This window comes from Paraburkholderia sp. GW821-FHT02A12 (assembly GCF_059422005.1).
The window spans coordinates 1023875-1039512 of record NZ_JBWKWA010000002.1; the positions used below are offsets into that span (position 1 = coordinate 1023875).

16 protein-coding genes are annotated in these 15638 nt (G+C 61.5%); 10 read left to right on the forward strand and 6 right to left on the reverse strand.

The features are described 5' to 3' along the window. Nucleotides 1-383: 383 nt before the first annotated feature. Nucleotides 384-809, forward strand: coding sequence for a DUF3830 family protein (locus AC07WT_RS25955; protein ID WP_325042798.1), 426 nt, complete (start codon nt 384-386; stop codon nt 807-809). 243 nt (nt 810-1052) lie between these two features. Here the strand turns inward: AC07WT_RS25955 and AC07WT_RS25960 are convergent, their stop codons facing one another. The 3 genes from AC07WT_RS25960 to shiA form a co-directional block, all read right to left on the reverse strand. Beyond that, nucleotides 1053-1181, reverse strand: coding sequence for an MFS transporter small subunit (locus AC07WT_RS25960; RefSeq protein WP_494949141.1), 129 nt, complete (start codon nt 1179-1181; stop codon nt 1053-1055). A 10-nt stretch (nt 1182-1191) separates the two neighbouring features. Further along, entirely contained in the window at nt 1192-2595 is a 1404-nt protein-coding gene (locus AC07WT_RS25965; protein ID WP_492593033.1) for an L-lactate MFS transporter, read from the reverse strand. Nucleotides 2596-3022: 427 nt separating this feature from the next. After that, nucleotides 3023-4342 (reverse strand): shikimate transporter, encoded by a 1320-nt coding sequence (shiA, locus tag AC07WT_RS25970; protein ID WP_492593034.1) that lies wholly within the window; start codon nt 4340-4342, stop codon nt 3023-3025. Between the two features lie 365 nt (nt 4343-4707). Here shiA and AC07WT_RS25975 point away from each other — a divergent pair, with 365 nt between their 5' ends. Together AC07WT_RS25975 and AC07WT_RS25980 are read left to right on the forward strand one after the other, a co-directional pair. Next, on the forward strand, nt 4708-4932 hold the full coding sequence (locus tag AC07WT_RS25975; RefSeq protein WP_492593035.1) for a hypothetical protein: 225 nt from the start codon (nt 4708-4710) through the stop codon (nt 4930-4932). After that, nucleotides 4910-5629 (forward strand): GntR family transcriptional regulator, encoded by a 720-nt coding sequence (locus AC07WT_RS25980; protein WP_492593036.1) that lies wholly within the window; start codon nt 4910-4912, stop codon nt 5627-5629. The genes AC07WT_RS25975 and AC07WT_RS25980 overlap by 23 nt, the downstream gene beginning before the upstream one ends. Nucleotides 5630-5712: 83 nt before the next feature. On the opposite strand, the gene AC07WT_RS25985 is transcribed toward AC07WT_RS25980, so the two are convergent. Next, nucleotides 5713-6639 carry a LysR family transcriptional regulator gene (locus tag AC07WT_RS25985; protein WP_492593037.1) on the reverse strand — a complete coding sequence of 309 codons (927 nt, stop codon included), beginning with the start codon at nt 6637-6639 and terminating at the stop codon, nt 5713-5715. A gap of 140 nt (nt 6640-6779) precedes the next feature. Between AC07WT_RS25985 and AC07WT_RS25990 the strand changes: the two genes are divergently transcribed. From AC07WT_RS25990 to AC07WT_RS26015, 6 genes are all read left to right on the forward strand, one after another. After that, entirely contained in the window at nt 6780-7895 is a 1116-nt protein-coding gene (locus tag AC07WT_RS25990) for an alpha/beta fold hydrolase (protein WP_494949142.1), read from the forward strand. Nucleotides 7896-8176: 281 nt separating this feature from the next. Continuing rightward, nucleotides 8177-8701, forward strand: coding sequence for a DUF8737 domain-containing protein (locus AC07WT_RS25995; RefSeq protein WP_494949143.1), 525 nt, complete (start codon nt 8177-8179; stop codon nt 8699-8701). Nucleotides 8702-9144: 443 nt separating this feature from the next. After that, nucleotides 9145-9285, forward strand: a complete 141-nt coding sequence (locus AC07WT_RS26000) for a hypothetical protein (RefSeq protein WP_494951151.1) — start codon at nt 9145-9147, stop codon at nt 9283-9285. 24 nt (nt 9286-9309) lie between these two features. Next, nucleotides 9310-10557, forward strand: a complete 1248-nt coding sequence (frc, locus tag AC07WT_RS26005; RefSeq protein WP_492593040.1) for a formyl-CoA transferase — start codon at nt 9310-9312, stop codon at nt 10555-10557. 98 nt (nt 10558-10655) lie between these two features. After that, nucleotides 10656-11474: a fumarylacetoacetate hydrolase family protein gene (locus AC07WT_RS26010; protein ID WP_494949144.1), complete on the forward strand. Its 819-nt coding sequence runs from the start codon at nt 10656-10658 to the stop codon at nt 11472-11474. Between the two features lie 57 nt (nt 11475-11531). Then, a complete protein-coding gene (locus tag AC07WT_RS26015; RefSeq protein WP_494949145.1) occupies nt 11532-12476 on the forward strand; it encodes an NAD(P)(+) transhydrogenase (Re/Si-specific) subunit beta in 945 nt (314 codons plus the stop codon). A gap of 41 nt (nt 12477-12517) precedes the next feature. Here AC07WT_RS26015 and AC07WT_RS26020 read toward each other — a convergent pair whose 3' ends face one another. Both AC07WT_RS26020 and AC07WT_RS26025 read right to left on the reverse strand, forming a co-directional pair. Next, the gene (locus tag AC07WT_RS26020) at nt 12518-12832 is read right to left on the reverse strand and encodes an HAD family hydrolase (protein WP_492593043.1); all 315 of its coding nucleotides are present in this window, start codon (nt 12830-12832) and stop codon (nt 12518-12520) included. Nucleotides 12833-12964: 132 nt separating this feature from the next. Beyond that, the gene (locus AC07WT_RS26025) at nt 12965-13912 is read right to left on the reverse strand and encodes a LysR family transcriptional regulator (protein WP_492593044.1); all 948 of its coding nucleotides are present in this window, start codon (nt 13910-13912) and stop codon (nt 12965-12967) included. A 370-nt stretch (nt 13913-14282) separates the two neighbouring features. Between AC07WT_RS26025 and oxlT the strand changes: the two genes are divergently transcribed. Then, nucleotides 14283-15623 carry an oxalate/formate MFS antiporter gene (gene oxlT, locus AC07WT_RS26030; RefSeq protein WP_494949146.1) on the forward strand — a complete coding sequence of 447 codons (1341 nt, stop codon included), beginning with the start codon at nt 14283-14285 and terminating at the stop codon, nt 15621-15623. Nucleotides 15624-15638 lie beyond the last annotated feature (15 nt).

The following is a 15638-nucleotide window of genomic DNA, read 5'->3' on the forward strand; positions in this document are numbered from 1 at the left end:
TTGTGCGGTGCGGGAATAGATTACCGGCCGATTACCGGCCGCCGCGATCGGCACGCTGCGCGCAACGTATCGCCAACGGCCGCGGCGGATCATCGAGTGGAAAGTCCGATGAGCCGCCATGGCGGCAAACACGCAACTTGCGCAGTGTGCTGCTCATTGCGCGGCTTGCAAACTACGAACTTTCGGGGCGCATGCGAAGAGAGAAATGGCGACGGCTGGCCTCGATGCTGCTTGGGTGCTCTTTTTCAACTGGCCTGACCGGATGCGCGGCAACTGTACCTGTCGAAGCCACGCAACGGCCGACAGAATATCGCGCCAGCGGCTTGACCTGACCGGCGTCTAACCGACCATTCCATTCAACCCGTCATACCGGATACCTAGCGATGACCCGACTTCGAATCACCTCATGCGGCCATGTATTTACCGCTGAAACCCATCCGGATGCGCCGCAAACCGTGGCCGCCTTCCTGAAGCTGCTGCCGTACCGCCAGAAGATCATCCATGTGCGCTGGAGCGGCGAGGGCTGCTGGGTGCCCCTCGGCGACTTCAAGCTCGAGAACGACGGCGCGGCGGTCGGTTTCGAGAATCACACGAGCCACCCGTCGGTCGGCGACATCCTGTTCTACCCGGGCGGCTACAGCGAAACGGAGATCATCCTCGCGTACGGCTCGTGCTGCTTCGCAAGCAAGCTGGGTCAGCTCGCGGGCAATCACTTCCTGACCATCGTCGAAGGGAAGGAGAAGCTGCGTGAACTCGGCACCAAGGTGCTATGGGAAGGCGCGCAGGAAGTGCTGTTCGAGAAGATCTAGGCGGGCTGGGCCACGTAGCCGCGTCGGGCTCGTGCGGCGGCGAGGCCTCGCCGGCCGCCGGGCGTCCGGCGCGGGCACGCAGTGGGTCCGCAGTGGGTCCGCTTGTGGTCCGTTGCAGAGCTCGGCGCCGGTGCGGCGCACCGGTGGCAGCCTGGCGGGGGAGGGTGCCGCGTCGGGAAAACGCAGCCGGATAACCACTTCGGCACCCCGCACATAGCATCGCGCGGGGTGCCGTTCAAACGCTTACTTGAACAGCTTCATCGCTTGCGAGAGGGTATTCACCACGCCCCACGCCAGCGGAATCGTCACGTACAGCCAGAAGACGGCGAGTTTGACCTTGTTGGTCGGATGAACGGCTTGAATGGTCGACATGCGAGTCTCCTTAGGCGCCTTTGGCGAGTTGTGCATCGGTCATGTGGTGCTTGTCGTCCACGCGCCTGATCAGCAGATTGCAGACGAAACCGACCACCAGCAGCACGGCCATGATGTGAACCGTCATCGTGTAGGCGTCCGCTTTGGCAACGCCGTGCGCGACTTCATAGGCGCGGATGTAATTCACCAGCACCGGACCTGCGACGCCCGCCGCGGCCCATGCGGTCAACAGGCGGCCGTGAATGCCGCCGACGAACGCCGTGCCGAACATGTCGGCGAGATACGCCGGCACTGTCGAGAAACCGCCGCCGTACATCGACAGGATCACGCAATAGGCGAGCACGAACAGTGCGATCTGGCCGGAAGCGGCGAAACCCGGCACGAGGTAATACAGCACGGCGCCGAGCACGAAGAAGATGAAGTAGGTGTTCTTACGGCCGATCCAGTCCGAAGCCGAAGCCCACACAAAACGGCCGCCCATGTTGAACAGCGACAGCAGGCCGACGAAACCGGCCGCCGCGGCTGCCGTCACGGTGTCCTTGAAGCTCTCCTGAATCATCACCGAAGCCTGGCCGAGAATGCCGATGCCGGCCGTCACATTCAGGAACAGCACCAGCCAGATCAGATAGAACTGCGGCGTCTTCAGCGCCTGGTCGATATGCACGTGGTTGCGCGAAATCATCTTCTTCTGATTGGTCGCGCTCGGCGTCCAGCCGGCGGGTTTCCAATCGGCCGGCGGCACGCGGATGGCCAGCGCGCCGATCGACATCGAGATGAAATACGCGATGCCGAGCACGACAAAGGTCTCGGCCACGCCGACGCTGGTCGCGCTGCGGAAGTGGTTCATCAGCGCCACGGAAAGTGGCGCGGCAATCATCGCGCCGCCGCCGAAACCCATGATCGCCATGCCGGTCGCCATGCCGCGGCGGTCCGGGAACCAGCGGATCAGCGTCGACACCGGCGAAACATAGCCGAGGCCGAGCCCGATGCCGCCGATCACGCCGTAGCCGAGATACAGCAACGCGATCTGATGCAGATGCACGCCGAGCGCGGACACCAGAAAGCCGCCGCCGAAGCAGCATGCCGCGGTGAACATCGTGCGGCGCGGACCGACGTGTTCGAGCCACTTGCCGGCAAACGCCGCAGACAAACCGAGAAACACGATCGCCAGCGAAAAAATCCAGCCGAGCGAAGTCAGCGACCAATCGTCCGCCGCGGACTGCGTAATGCCGATCACTTTGGTCAGCGGACCGTTGAACACTGAAAAGGCATACGCCTGGCCGATACAGAGGTGGACGGCGAGCGCCGCGGGCGGAACCATCCAGCGCGAGAAGCCCGGTTTCGCGACGGTGGCCTGCTTGGAAAAGAAGGGGGCAGAGCCTTGATTGCCGCTCGGCTCAGTGATGCTGCTCATGGTCGGTCTCCGTAGACGAATTCTTTGTTATCGGCGCGTGGAACAAATGCTTGAGATGTCACGGTGTAAAAATCGCAGGTATCCGTCGCCGAATATATGCGCTCTAATTTCATATGAGGCGCACACATTTACAACAAACACTGCTCGGCGGAACGATAGATTGGGAAGTTTTGCTTTGCAATATGAGATGAAAATGCATAAGTATTAGGTCTGACGAAATGCGCCCGTCATCTCGGATTGCGGCAGTACGTGGCGAATTCGCCGGGGGAGCCGCCGAATGGAACGCAAAGGGAAGGCCGGAACCGGCAAGAAGGTAAGGCGGCGAAAGAAAAATCTCCGCCACAAGAAACCATGCGCCAAAAACAAAGCGGGCCGGCAGTGGCAACCTTGCCACGCCGGCCCGCGCAACAGCAGCCGTTGGCGAGAATCAGGCGAGCGTGCGCCCGGTCTTCATTTTTGCTGCCACCAGCACCGAGATCAGACAGCCGATCGCCAGATAAGCCGCGACCGGATGCCACGAGCCACCGGCAAAGCTGACCAGCGCCACCGCGATAAACGGCGTGAAGCCGCCGCCGACCACGCTCGCCACCTGGTAACCGACACCTGCGCCGCTGTAGCGGTACTCGGTGCCGAACAGTTCGGTGAACATCGGCTGCTGCACGCTGACCACCATGTCGTGCGCGACGTTGGCGAGCATCACGGCGAAAACCACGATCCATACCGTCGAGCGCGCGTCCAGCGCAAGGAAGAACGGCACCGCGCTGAACATGCCGACCAGCGCGCCGACGATATACACGCGCCGCCGGCCGAAGCGGTCTGCGAGCCACGCAAAGCACGGAATCGTCACGCAGCTCACCGCGCCGACCAGCAGACCGATCGACAGAAAGAACTCGCGCGGCATGTGCAGATTCGCCGTCGAGTAGTTCAGCGCGAACGCGGTCACGATATACATCGTGAACAACTCGGCGAGGCGCAGCGCGATGATCAGCAGAAACGCCTTCGGATGCCGCAGCAAGGCTTCGACGATCGGCAGCCGGACGCTGCGTTCACCGTGCTCGCCGACTTTCTCGACGAACTCCTGCGACTCCTCCATGCTCGAGCGGATCCACAGCGCGATCAGCACCAGCACGACGCTGAACAGAAACGGCAGACGCCAGCCCCAGCTCAGGAACGACGCGTTGTCCATCGAACGGCTGATGATCGCGACCAGTCCGGTCGAGAGCACGAGGCCCACGCCGTAGCCGACCTGCACGCCGCTGCTGTAGAACGCCTTCTTCTTCTCCGGTGCGCTCTCGACCGCCATCAGCGCCGCGCCGCCCCATTCGCCGCCGACCGCGAAGCCCTGGATCGCACGCAACGTCACGAGCAGCACCGGCGCCCACCAGCCGATGCTGGAGAAGCCGGGCAGCAGACCGATCGCCGCGGTGGACAGACCCATCATCATCACGGTGAGCACCAGCATCCGCTTGCGGCCGAGCCGGTCGCCGTAGTGGCCGAACACGAAGCCGCCGAGCGGGCGGAACAGGAAGCCGACGCCGAACGTGGCGAACGCGGCGAGCGTGCCCATTGCCGGGCTGACCTTCGGGAAGAACTCGGAATTGAAGACAAGCGCGGCAACAATGCCGTACAGAAGAAAGTCGTACCAGTCGACCACCGCGCCGACAAAGCTGCCGAGCGCCGCTTTGCGTGCCCGGCTACGCGCCGTGCGGTTGTCGGCCAATGCCGTGGTTGGGATTGCAATAGTCATGACGGTGTCTCCTTCGGACTCTCTGACTGCTGTCTGGGCGGTGCGGCTGACGCTGAGCGCCGGATTCTACGACCCGTTGCAGGATTTCCGAAGGTTAATGATGCGTTGCTGATCTCACAATCCTCATTCGATGCAATTTGCGCGATCAGCGATCGCGTCTGCGCGAATAGCGCGCGTTTTGCGCGTTTACACCAAGCCTCCACCCATCTTGATAAGCAGTGAACCGTCCGCGGCTCGCCCGTGCTACCGTAAGGATGCAATCCTGAAAACAACAGTGATTGATATACTACATACAGAATATTGATTTATGCGGCGTTGCAGCATATGATTGAGTCATCTCGTCACTCAATCATCCGGAGTTACAAATGGAACTTGTTCCTCTCTCGCTGCTTGCCGTTGCTGTCGTTGGTCTTGGCTCCGCCGCCACGGTTCTGCTGACTCGTTGGATTCCGCAGCCGGTTGCGCAGCTTGCAGCGCAACATGGCCGGTTCATCGGCCTCGGCGAACAAGGTGGTGGGTTTGCAGCGGCGGCGCCGTACCGTGCGCATGTTCAACAAGAGGCGATGAATGTCGTCAGAACTTCAAACTGAAGCAGTGGCCATACCGTTGACGTTGTCACTGCAGCCGATCGGCGCAAGCGCGAGCTTGCGCGATCAGGCGTATGCGATGCTCCGCCAGGCCATTGCCGACGCGGATATCTACCAGACTCGCGAAGAGATTCGCCTTGACGAACGCGTGCTGAGCGAGTCGCTCGGCGTGAGCCGCACGCCGGTGCGCGAGGCGATGACGCTGCTCGAGCAGGAAGGTTTTTTGCGCATGGTGCCGCGCCGCGGTATCTATATCGTGCGCAAGAGCAAACGCGAAATCGTCGAGATGATCCAGATGTGGGCCGCGCTCGAAAGCATGGCGGCGCGTCTCGCTACGCTGCACGCTACGGACGAGGAAATCGCCCGGCTGCGCCACATGTTCGACAATTTCCGCGACGCAACGCCGGCCGAGCACATCGCCGAATATTCGGACGCCAACATTGCGTTTCACCAGGCGATCGTCGAGTTGTCGAAGTCGCAGATCATCCTCGACACGATCAAGAACATCTTTATCCACGTGCGGGCGATTCGCCGCATGACCATTTCGCAGAGCGACCGCGCGTCGCGTTCCATCGTCGATCACCTGCGCATCATCGAGGCGCTGGAGCAGCGCGATACCGAACTGGCCGAGCGGCTCGTGCGTCAGCACTCGCTCGATCTCGCTGCGTTTGTCGAAGCGAATTGCGATTTTCTGGATTGACGCCTGCCTGAGCGTTGCTGAAACCGACTCGACCAGTTCGGCCGATACCGGCTTCTCGCCCGTCAGATATCACCAATGTGAATTCAGGTTTTGTCCGCAGTGTCCGAGCGGCTCTTCATGTGATCGATGAAGGCTCGCAGCTTCGGCATCATTTGATGGCGGCCGGGATAGTAGAGAAATACACCTGGCGCCATTGGCGCGAACGGCTTCAGGACGTGTACGAGTTTTCCCGCTTTTGTCGGTCCAGCCGCGATCGGCTCAGGCACTTGCGCAAGACCGATGCCTTCGATGGCCGCACCAAGCACGGTGGGAAAGTCGTTGGCGATCAGCGGCCCCGAGACGATGGCCTCGACTGTCTTGTTGCCGTCGACAAAGGACCAGGGCGCGATCGACCCGTTCGAGCGGCGCATGCGTAGGCAGGCGTGCTGACGCAGATCGTCGATGCGCTCCGGCCGCTTCCGCCGGCGTAGATAATCTGGGCTGCTGACGACCACGAACGGGAACGGCGGCGTCAACCGTATCGCGACCATGTCGGCGGCGATGAACTGGCCCAGCCGGATGCCGGCGTCAAACCCGTCAGCCGCGAGGTCGATCAGCTCCTCGCTTGCGACGATCTCCACCTCGACCTCGGGATAGGCCTGGCAGAAGGATCCGACCAGCGGCTCCAGCAGGATCGGCACCACCGCGCGCGGCACCGATAAACGCAATAGTCCTGTCGGCCTCTGTCCAAGGTCATGCGCAACCGCGCCTGCGGCGACGAGCTCCTCGAAGGCGGGCTTTGCGCGTTCGAGGAAGCGTTGGCCGGCCTCGGTCAGGCCGACACTGCGCGTTGTGCGTATGAAGAGCGCTGCGCCGACGCGCGCCTCAAGTGCGCGTACCGTCTGGCTCATGGCCGATGGAGTCACGCCGAGTTCCGCGGCCGCTTTGCGAAAACTGCGGTGCTGGGCAACGCTCAGGAACGCCTCTACGCCGTCGAGCGCGCCTTGCCTGACTGTGAAGTTCTGCTTCATAACTCATTGATATTATCGCGAATAGTCGAGCGCGGGAAGCGGTTGTACATTTAGCTTGCAAAGCCGGAGTCACGTCGCAAATTCAGGAGTCACGCGTGATGTCGAGGCCCCAGATGCGCGACAGTCAAGGGAGCAACGCAATGCGAGACACAACGTTTTCCAGACGCGACTTGCTCAGGGCGGCGGGCGCGCTCACCGTCGCCGTCGGCGCTGCTTTCGCGGAGCCGCCCAAGGTCGCTGCCTCCGAGCCAGGTGGGGCTGGTCCTGAGCCGACATCCTGGGTGGATTCGGCGATGCCAGAGGTGACGCATCGCATGATCGTGACGAACGGCATCCGCTTGCACGTGGCCGAGCAGGGTCGAGGTCCGCTCATCGTCCTCTGCCACGGCTTTCCCGAGTGCTGGTATTCGTGGCGGCATCAGCTCCGGGCGCTGGCGGAGGCTGGGTTCCGTGCGGTGGCACCCGACCTGCGTGGGTATGGGCGAAGCGACCGTCCGGAGGAGGTGGAGAACTATACGATTCTCCATGACATCGGCGACATCGTGGGTCTCGTCGACGCTTTGGGTGCCCAACAGGCAGTGATCGCCGGCCACGACGTCGGCGCCACGATAGCATGGCAAGCGGCGCTTCTGCGCCCCGACCGTTTCCGTGCTGTTATTGCGCTCAGCGTGCCGTTCCGGCCGCGGGCGTTTGGCGGCTCGGTGCCGCCGACGACGCTCATGCCGCGGAACGAGAATGCAGTGTTCTACCAGCTCTTCCTCCAGACCCCCGAGGCGGAGGCGGCGCTCGGGCGCGACTTGCGTCGCACATTTCGCTCGCAGCTCTACTCGCTCTCGGGCGACAGGCCGCCGTCCGCGGGCGGAGGGTTTGCTGGCGGGATGGTGCCCCGGAAGGGTGATTCCTTAGCCGCTCCGGCGTCCTTGCCGGCTTGGGTCACGGAGTCCGACATCGATGTTTATGTCGCGGAATTCACGCGGAGCGGATTCCGCGGTCCCCTCGCCTGGTACCGCAACGTCGATCGCAGCTGGGAGCTGCTGGCTCCCTTTGCCGGAGCGGCGGTGACCATTCCGGCACTGTACATCGCGGGCGACCGGGATTTTGTCGTCGCCGCCAATTCCCAGTTTGTTGCCAGGCAGTCGGCAATGGTTCCCAAGCTCCGGCCGGCGGTGATGCTGGCGGGCTGTGGTCATTGGACCGAGCAAGAACGTGCGCCGGAGGTCAGCGCTGCCATGATCGACTTCCTTCGGCGCTTGTAGGCGAAGACGAGAACGCAGACATCGGGGAACGACAAGGTGGTTGCCGTCCTGGGTGTCAACGGTTTCTTCGTTCGCTAAGGCGTCGTCACGCTGGCGATCCTCGGGCTTTGGGCCGCGTTGCAGCGACGGCGTCGCACCGCCAAAGCATGGCGGGCGGGGATCATCGCTATGGGATTATTGCCGCTCTGGTGTGTGACGGTTGCCGCAAGCGTCACCCCGTCCTCCGGCATCCTGACCGCGGTGTTCGAGGCCGCGTGAACCAACGGCTGATAGGAGGCCAAATGTCCACGGAAATCCTGTTCCAAACACATCTTGTTCTAGGCTATGTCGCGTGGCTGCTTTGCTTCGGCGCATACGGTCTGCCGTGGCTCAGGTCGATGGACCGCGTCGCAGCGCAGCGCGCCATCGCTACTCTGCACAGCTTCCGCTTCTTCGGGCTCGTCTTTATCCTTCCGGGTGTCGTAAGCCCCAATCTGCCCGCCGACTTCGCCGTGTTCGCCGCCTACGGCGACTTCGCAACCGGGGTGCTGGCCATGCTGGCGCTTCTCACGGTGAGGGTACGCCCGTTCTTCTGGCTGTTCGTCGTCGCCTTCAATCTCGTGGGGACGGTCGACCTCATCGTCGACTATTACCACGCCATCCAGGTCGACCTTCCTGCGCACGCTGAGGAGTTGGGCGCCACCTACGCGATCCCGATCATCTACGTACCGCTGCTGATGATTACGCACATCGTCGCATTCTATTTTCTGGTACGTCCTCAGTCCAAGGCGGCTCGGGCCCTCGTCGGCGATGCGGCCGTATCTTAGATTTCTCTGTCATCGCAGACGTCCGTCGTCGCCACGCCGTAGTCCCGTAACAACGCCTTCGCCTGATGTTCGTGAATGTTCACTGTCTCCTCGCTGGGTCGGGTGGCGCACCGTGCGGTGCGGGATAAACCGTACTTGACGGTCTATAAAATATGGTATGTGATATATCAAAATGATTCGAGGCAGAGTGTGAGTTGGTGTTTTCCCTCAGTTTAGAGGCAGACGAAAGGCGGTTTTCAGCTGCGACGTAGGCGGGATAAGGCCTAAAGCAGGTTTAAAGCAGAAATCCAGACGCAAACGCATCTTGAAATCGACCTTGATTGAATATGATATATCACATACTGTATGTAAAAAAGTCGGTCAGACTCCCGCAGCGGCGGGTGCCATCGACACGGGCGTGTCTGTCGATAACCGTCGCACAACCGATTGACCAGGAGACGACCATGTCTGCAGTTGTTTCATCCCTGAGCTCCGACGCGGGCAGCACGACGGCCGAGGACACGGGCCGCCCGGCGGTGGTGAGCATCTGGGCCGATCCGCGCGAACATGCGCCGGGCACGAAGAACCAGACCATGTACAGGTAACACGCACACTTCAGGAGACACGACATGGGCAAAGCACTCGACGGTGTGCGCATTCTCGATTTCACGCATGTGCAATCGGGGCCGACCTGCACGCAGTTGCTCGCGTGGTTCGGCGCGGACGTGATCAAGGTGGAGCGGGCCGGCGCGGGCGATATCACGCGTGAGCAACTGCGCGATATCCCCGACGTGGACAGCCTGTACTTCACGATGCTCAATCACAACAAGCGCTCGGTCACGATCGATACGAAAAACCCGGAAGGCAAACAGGTGCTCGAAGCGCTGATCCAGACATGCGACGTGCTGGTGGAGAATTTCGCACCGGGCGCGCTGGACCGGATGGGTTTCACGTGGGAGCGGATTCAGGAGTTGAATCCGCGGATGATCGTCGCATCGGTGAAGGGCTTCGGTCCAGGTCCCTACGAAGACTGCAAGGTCTATGAGAACGTCGCGCAATGCGCGGGCGGCGCGGCTTCGACCACCGGCTTCGACGACGGCCCGCCGGTGGTGAGCGGCGCGCAGATCGGCGACAGCGGCACCGGCTTGCATCTGGCGCTCGGCATCGTCACGGCGTTATATCAGCGTACAACCACCGGTCGCGGCCAGCGCGTACTTGCCGCCATGCAGGACGGCGTGCTCAACCTGTGCCGCGTGAAGCTGCGCGATCAGCAACGGCTCGAACGCACCGGCGTGATGAAGGAATACCCGCAATATCCGAACGGGAAGTTCGGTGAAGCCGTGCCGCGCGCGGGCAACGCATCGGGTGGCGGTCAGCCGGGCTGGATTCTGAAGTGCAAGGGCTGGGAAACGGACCCGAACGCGTATATCTACTTCATCACCCAGGCGCCGGTGTGGGCGAAAATCTGCAACGTGATCGGTAAGGAGGAGTGGGCCACTGATCCCGACTACGCGACGCCCGCCGCACGTTTGCCGCGTTTGAAGGATATCTTCGCGGAGATCGAGCGCTGGACCATGACCAAGACCAAGTTCGAGGCCATGGGCATCCTCAACAAGTACGACATTCCGTGCGGCCCGATTCTGTCGATGAAGGAGATCGCCGAAGAGCCGTCGCTGCGCAAGACCGGCACGATCGTCGAAGTCGATCATCCGTTGCGCGGCAAATATCTGACGGTTGGTAATCCTATCAAACTGTCCGATAGCCCAACCGAAGTCAAGCGTTCGCCTCTGCTCGGCGAACACACCGACGAGGTCATGGCCGAGCTCGGCTATACGCCCGAACAGATCAGCGCATTGCGCACCGCCGGCGCGATTTAGTCGCGCCTGATTTGAAACATCAAGCAGGTGACGGCGCGATTTTCTGGGCAGCACTCGAACGCAAAGAAGATCGCGCCAAAGCGTTCAAGGAGCGAAGTATGGATACGTGGATGCGGTTCATGTCGAGCGACGGTGGCATTGTGTTCGGCCGGGTCGAGGGCGGCTATCTGCATGAGTACGAGAGCCTCGATCGGCCCGTGCCGACCGGCGCGGTGCTGTCGACCCGCGCGCTGACGCCGCTTGCGCCTTGCGCGCCTGGCAAGATCGTCGCGCTCTGGAACAACTTTCACGCGTTGGCCGCGAAGCTCGACAAACCGGTGCCGGCGCATCCGCTGTTCTTGCTGAAGCCGGCAGGTTCGGTGATCGGCTCGGGCGAACCGATCCGGCGCCCGCTCAGCTACGCGGGCAAGATCGCCTACGAGGGCGAACTCGGCATCGTAATCGGGCGGCGCTCCCGCGATGCGAGCGTCGAACAGGCCGCCGAAGCGATCTTCGGCTACACGCTCGTCAACGATGTAACCGCGGCCGATCTGCTGAACGAGAATCCACACTTTCCGCAATGGTGCCGCGCGAAGGGCTTCGATACGTTCTGTTGTATCGGACCCTCGATCGTCTCGGGTTTCGACTGGCGCAAAGCGCATCTCGTGACGATGCTCGACGGTGTGGAGCGGCAGAACTATCCGCTCGCCGATATGGTTTTTTCGCCGGCCGAGCAGGTCAGTCTGATTTCGCAGGACCTGACGCTCGAACCCGGCGATGTGATCGCATGCGGCACCTCGGTTGGCGTCGGCTCGATCAAGGATGGCTCGACGGTGACGATCACGATCGACGGGATCGGCACGCTCAGCAATACATTGACCGCCGCGCGCGAGGTGGCGGCGTCGGCCGTGACGTTGGTCACTGCAACCCCCGTCTGAATAGAACCGAATCTGGTTCGGCCTGATGCGATTGCATCGCAACACGGAGGAGCACGCATGCTGCAAGCGTCCGACAGTACCGTGTGGATGGGAGCCGGTTTCTTGCTGGCTGCCGGCCTGGCGGCCGTGCTTGCCGCTATCGGGCAATTGCCGCTTGCACGGCGTACTCACTGTCGGCCGTATTGGCACGCGGGGGCATTGGCTGCCGCGCTTGCCGGGCCGCTCGCGGCAGGCGTCGGCGCGAGCAGCGGTGTGGTGACGGCTGGGCTGGCGGGCGCCGCGCTCGGCGCGTGGCTCGTGCGGCGGCGCGATCTGACGCGGCGGCCCCGGCTCGTTGCCCTGCTCGGCTGCAGCGCGGGGTTCGCCGCGATGGCCGGTGGGTTTGCGCGTTATGTGACGTCGGCGGAGACGTCGGTGCCGTCATCCTCGGCGCTGGCCAATGTCGAGCGCGTCGAACTGTATGCGGCGATATTCATCGGCGCACTGATCTTCGCGACGTCGGCGATCGTCTTTTGCAAACTGGCCGGGCTACTGGAGACGAAGGACGCGGGCGCGCCATCGCGTCCAGGCCACAACCTCGTCAATCTGCTGGCGCTGCTGTTGTGCGGATGGCTCGGCTACGGCTTTGTCACTGAACAGGCGCAGCCGTTCGGACTCGCCTCGCTGCTCGCGATGAGCGCGCTGGCCGCAGCGTTAGGCGCGCATCTGATGCTGAGCCGGGAATATTCCAACGGTCATGGCGCCGACGCTCCTCATGTCGCTCATGTATTCGCAGGACGTTGCCACGGATTAGTACTGGCGCGGCGAGGCCTGCTCGCGCGCATCGAATGGCATGGTGGCGACGAGCAAATGTGGACGCTGCGCGAGACATCGCGGGGCATGGTGCGCACGGGCGCATACCGGCACGGCCGTAGCTGGCGTAACGGCAGTCATCAACACGGATATCCGCGCACCTGTGCACGCTACCGCTCGACTCAGCGCGTGACGCGTGGTCAAGCATGAATGTCCCGACGCGTCGAACTGCAAGCGGAGCGGATGGCGAGTCAGAGCAGTTCGCCGCCAGCCGGAACGAACTGGTTGTAGTACTGGACTTTCTTTTGCAGGATCAGTTGCGCGAGAAAGTCGGCATCGTATGCCCGGTGAAGATGTGCATGGAACCGCTCGATATACGCGGTGATGCGCGCAGCTTCACTGTTGAATTCCTTGAGGACGTCGAGCGTGTCGCGGTCCCAGCGGAACCGCAAACCAAGGTCGCTGAACGCGGCGTTGTAAGCGCTCAGATGCGCATCGTCGGGATTGTCCGCGGCAACGCGTGCAGTGCGCGTGCTGGCATGGGACACAACCGAAGCGTGATCCATGATCGGCCTCCTGGGCTAACAAGTGTGAGAGCTGAAGTGAGAGCTGGGGTGAGAACTGAGTGGCGAACTCACTTGCAGAATAGAAGTGCCGATCAATTTGCAATAGTCAAAATTTTATTGGATTTCCATAGCCTACTGCTTATAAACGCTCAATTCCCTTACGCGTGTGATCTGCTCGATCAGGTTCGCGCCTTCCTCCATCAGGAAGCGTTTGAAGGCGACTGCAACCGGCGGCAGGCGCTTGTTCTTCCGATGCACGACATACCAGTTGAGCATGACGGGAAAACCCTCGACGTCGAGCACGACGAGATGGCCGAGCTGCAATTCGAGGCTGATGGTATGCGCGGACAGGAACGCGATGCCCATGCCGGCGATCACGGCCTGCTTGATCGTCTCCGTGCTCTTGATCTCCATCGCGATGTTCAGATTGGTGAGCCGGCCGGCGAAGCCCTCTTCCATCGAATTCCACGTGTCCGAGCCGCGTTCGCGCACGATAAAGGCCTCGCTGGCCAACTGGCTCATCTTGATGTTGCGCTTGTTCGCGAGCGGATGCTTGGGCGCCGCTACGATCACATAAGGGTGCGGCGCGAACGGTTCGTTGGTCGCGTCGGTCTCGTGCGGCGGGCGCACCATCACCGCGAGGTCCGTCTGATTGGTGGCGAGTTGATGCAGCAATTCCTCGCGATTGTGCACCGCAAGATTCAGCACCACGCCCGAATAGCGTCGTGTGAATTCGGCCAGCAGGCGCGGAAAGAAGTAGTCGCCGGCGCTGATCACCGCGACGTTCAGCTTGCCGCCGGAGACGCCCTTGAGCTGACCCATCGCTTCGTCGACTTCGTGGAACTGCTGCATGATCGCGCGGCTGTAGTGGAGCATCTCGGTGCCGGCCGGCGTCAGATAGATTTTTTTGCCCAACTGTTCGAACAGCGGCAGCCCCGCGTGTTCCTCGAGTTGCCGGACCTGGGTGGAGACGGCGGGCTGCGTCAGATGCAATTCTTCCGCCGCGCGCGAGAAGCTCAGATGGCGCGCCACCGTTTCGAAAACCTTCAGTTGCCGCAGGGTCGCATTGCGCATCGTCATGGTCGATGTATAAGCAAACGTGAATCGACATAATAACAAACTTTAATTATTAGTAATTCAGCATTGACCCTAGCATGAGTCTTATAAGAAAGCGGAATTGAGGGTTTCGGATTCGGGTTAACGCCTAGTTTAAAGGCGTGGCGGAGCGGGCGGCCGGTTGCGGATGTGACGCCGATTCGTAATTGATCGGATTAAATAAATGGCTGAGAAAATTGTGAATCTGGCAAGTCTTTTTTAAAGAAAAGAATTAAATTCACGAATATTAAATATGCCCGGACGGCAAGGCTTTTCGGGTCATAACCATAAGGTGGAATGCATACAGCGTGGCGTTTTGGCTGGCTGCACTAAATAGATAGCGGAGACAAGGCTCATGGACGATATCAATCAGCAGACTATGGCCCGCGTATTCTGGGCGAACCGTTGGTGGCAACTCGTCATCGGCATGATGTGCATGGCGTTGGTGGCCAATCTGCAATACGCATGGACGTTGTTCGTCACGCCGATGAACGCGCGGCATCACTGGGGCGAAGCATCGATTCAACTCGCCTTCGCTATCTTCATCCTGACTGAAACGTGGCTCGTGCCGGTCGAAGGCTGGCTGGTCGACAAGTTCGGGCCGCGTCCGGTCGTCGCCGGCGGGGCGGTATGTGCCGGTCTCGCATGGGTCATCAATTCGTATGCGACGACCTTGCCGATGCTGTATGTGTCCGCGGTCATCGCGGGGATCGGCGCGGGCGGTGTGTACGGCACGTGTGTCGGCAATGCGCTGAAGTGGTTTCCCGATCGCCGCGGTCTTGCCGCGGGTCTGACTGCCGCGGGCTTCGGCGCCGGTGCGGCAGTGACGGTCATTCCAATCGCCAACATGATCACGCGCTCGGGCTACGAGCACACGTTCTTCTTTTTCGGCATCCTGCAAGGCGTATCCATTCTCCTGCTTGCGCTGATGCTGAAGAAGCCGAATTTGCATCAGGCCGCTGCGCCCATGAGGAAATTCGCGGTGACCAAGGTCGATTACACGCCGGGCCAGATGATCAGGACGCCGGTGTTCTGGGTGATCTACGTGTCGTTCGTCGCGGTGGCGGCGGGCGGCTTGATGGCGACCGCGCAAATCGGCCCGATCGCGAAAGACTGGGGACTCGCGCGCATTCCGATGACGATCTTCGGCATGACCTTGCCGCTGCTCACCGCAACCCTCTCGATCGACAATGTCTGCAACGGCTTTACACGTCCGCTGTGCGGCTTCATCTCCGACAAGCTCGGCCGCGAAAACACGATGTTCGTGATCTTCATCGGCGAGGGCCTCGCATTGCTCGGACTGATGCGGTACGGCACCAACCCGTATGCGTTCATGACCTTCGCCGCGCTGATCTTCCTGTTCTGGGGGGAAATTTTCTCGATCTTTCCCGCGATCTGCGCCGATACGTTTGGCAGCAAATATGCGGCGGCCAATGCAGGCACCTTGTACACCGCGAAGGGCACGGCTTCGCTGCTGGTGCCGATCGCTTCGGTGCTGTCGGCCACCGGCGGCTGGAATCTCGTCTTTATCGTCGCTGCGGTCGTGACGATTGCCGCGGGCATCTCGGCGAAGTTCATTCTCGCACCAATGCGCTCGCGCTGGATCGAATCGCACAACCAGCCTCAAGGCGCGCTGGCCGCTGCCGGCAGCAAGAGTTCGCAGCTCAGTCATTGGCCCGGGCAGACGGGTGAATAGGGCGAACAATCCGCA

What these genes read in the sequence shown, in the direction of transcription:
- AC07WT_RS25955 (WP_325042798.1), top strand. Translation starts at nt 384, where the DNA reads ATGACCCGACTTCGAATCACCTCATGCGGCCATGTATTTACCGCTGAA.
- AC07WT_RS25960 (WP_494949141.1), bottom strand. Translation starts at nt 1,181, where the DNA reads ATGTCGACCATTCAAGCCGTTCATCCGACCAACAAGGTCAAACTCGCC.
- AC07WT_RS25965 (WP_492593033.1), bottom strand. Translation starts at nt 2,595, where the DNA reads ATGAGCAGCATCACTGAGCCGAGCGGCAATCAAGGCTCTGCCCCCTTC.
- shiA (WP_492593034.1), bottom strand. Translation starts at nt 4,342, where the DNA reads ATGACTATTGCAATCCCAACCACGGCATTGGCCGACAACCGCACGGCG.
- AC07WT_RS25975 (WP_492593035.1), top strand. Translation starts at nt 4,708, where the DNA reads ATGGAACTTGTTCCTCTCTCGCTGCTTGCCGTTGCTGTCGTTGGTCTT.
- AC07WT_RS25980 (WP_492593036.1), top strand. Translation starts at nt 4,910, where the DNA reads ATGTCGTCAGAACTTCAAACTGAAGCAGTGGCCATACCGTTGACGTTG.
- AC07WT_RS25985 (WP_492593037.1), bottom strand. Translation starts at nt 6,639, where the DNA reads ATGAAGCAGAACTTCACAGTCAGGCAAGGCGCGCTCGACGGCGTAGAG.
- AC07WT_RS25990 (WP_494949142.1), top strand. Translation starts at nt 6,780, where the DNA reads ATGCGAGACACAACGTTTTCCAGACGCGACTTGCTCAGGGCGGCGGGC.
- AC07WT_RS25995 (WP_494949143.1), top strand. Translation starts at nt 8,177, where the DNA reads ATGTCCACGGAAATCCTGTTCCAAACACATCTTGTTCTAGGCTATGTC.
- AC07WT_RS26000 (WP_494951151.1), top strand. Translation starts at nt 9,145, where the DNA reads ATGTCTGCAGTTGTTTCATCCCTGAGCTCCGACGCGGGCAGCACGACG.
- frc (WP_492593040.1), top strand. Translation starts at nt 9,310, where the DNA reads ATGGGCAAAGCACTCGACGGTGTGCGCATTCTCGATTTCACGCATGTG.
- AC07WT_RS26010 (WP_494949144.1), top strand. Translation starts at nt 10,656, where the DNA reads ATGGATACGTGGATGCGGTTCATGTCGAGCGACGGTGGCATTGTGTTC.
- AC07WT_RS26015 (WP_494949145.1), top strand. Translation starts at nt 11,532, where the DNA reads ATGCTGCAAGCGTCCGACAGTACCGTGTGGATGGGAGCCGGTTTCTTG.
- AC07WT_RS26020 (WP_492593043.1), bottom strand. Translation starts at nt 12,832, where the DNA reads ATGGATCACGCTTCGGTTGTGTCCCATGCCAGCACGCGCACTGCACGC.
- AC07WT_RS26025 (WP_492593044.1), bottom strand. Translation starts at nt 13,912, where the DNA reads ATGACGATGCGCAATGCGACCCTGCGGCAACTGAAGGTTTTCGAAACG.
- oxlT (WP_494949146.1), top strand. Translation starts at nt 14,283, where the DNA reads ATGGACGATATCAATCAGCAGACTATGGCCCGCGTATTCTGGGCGAAC.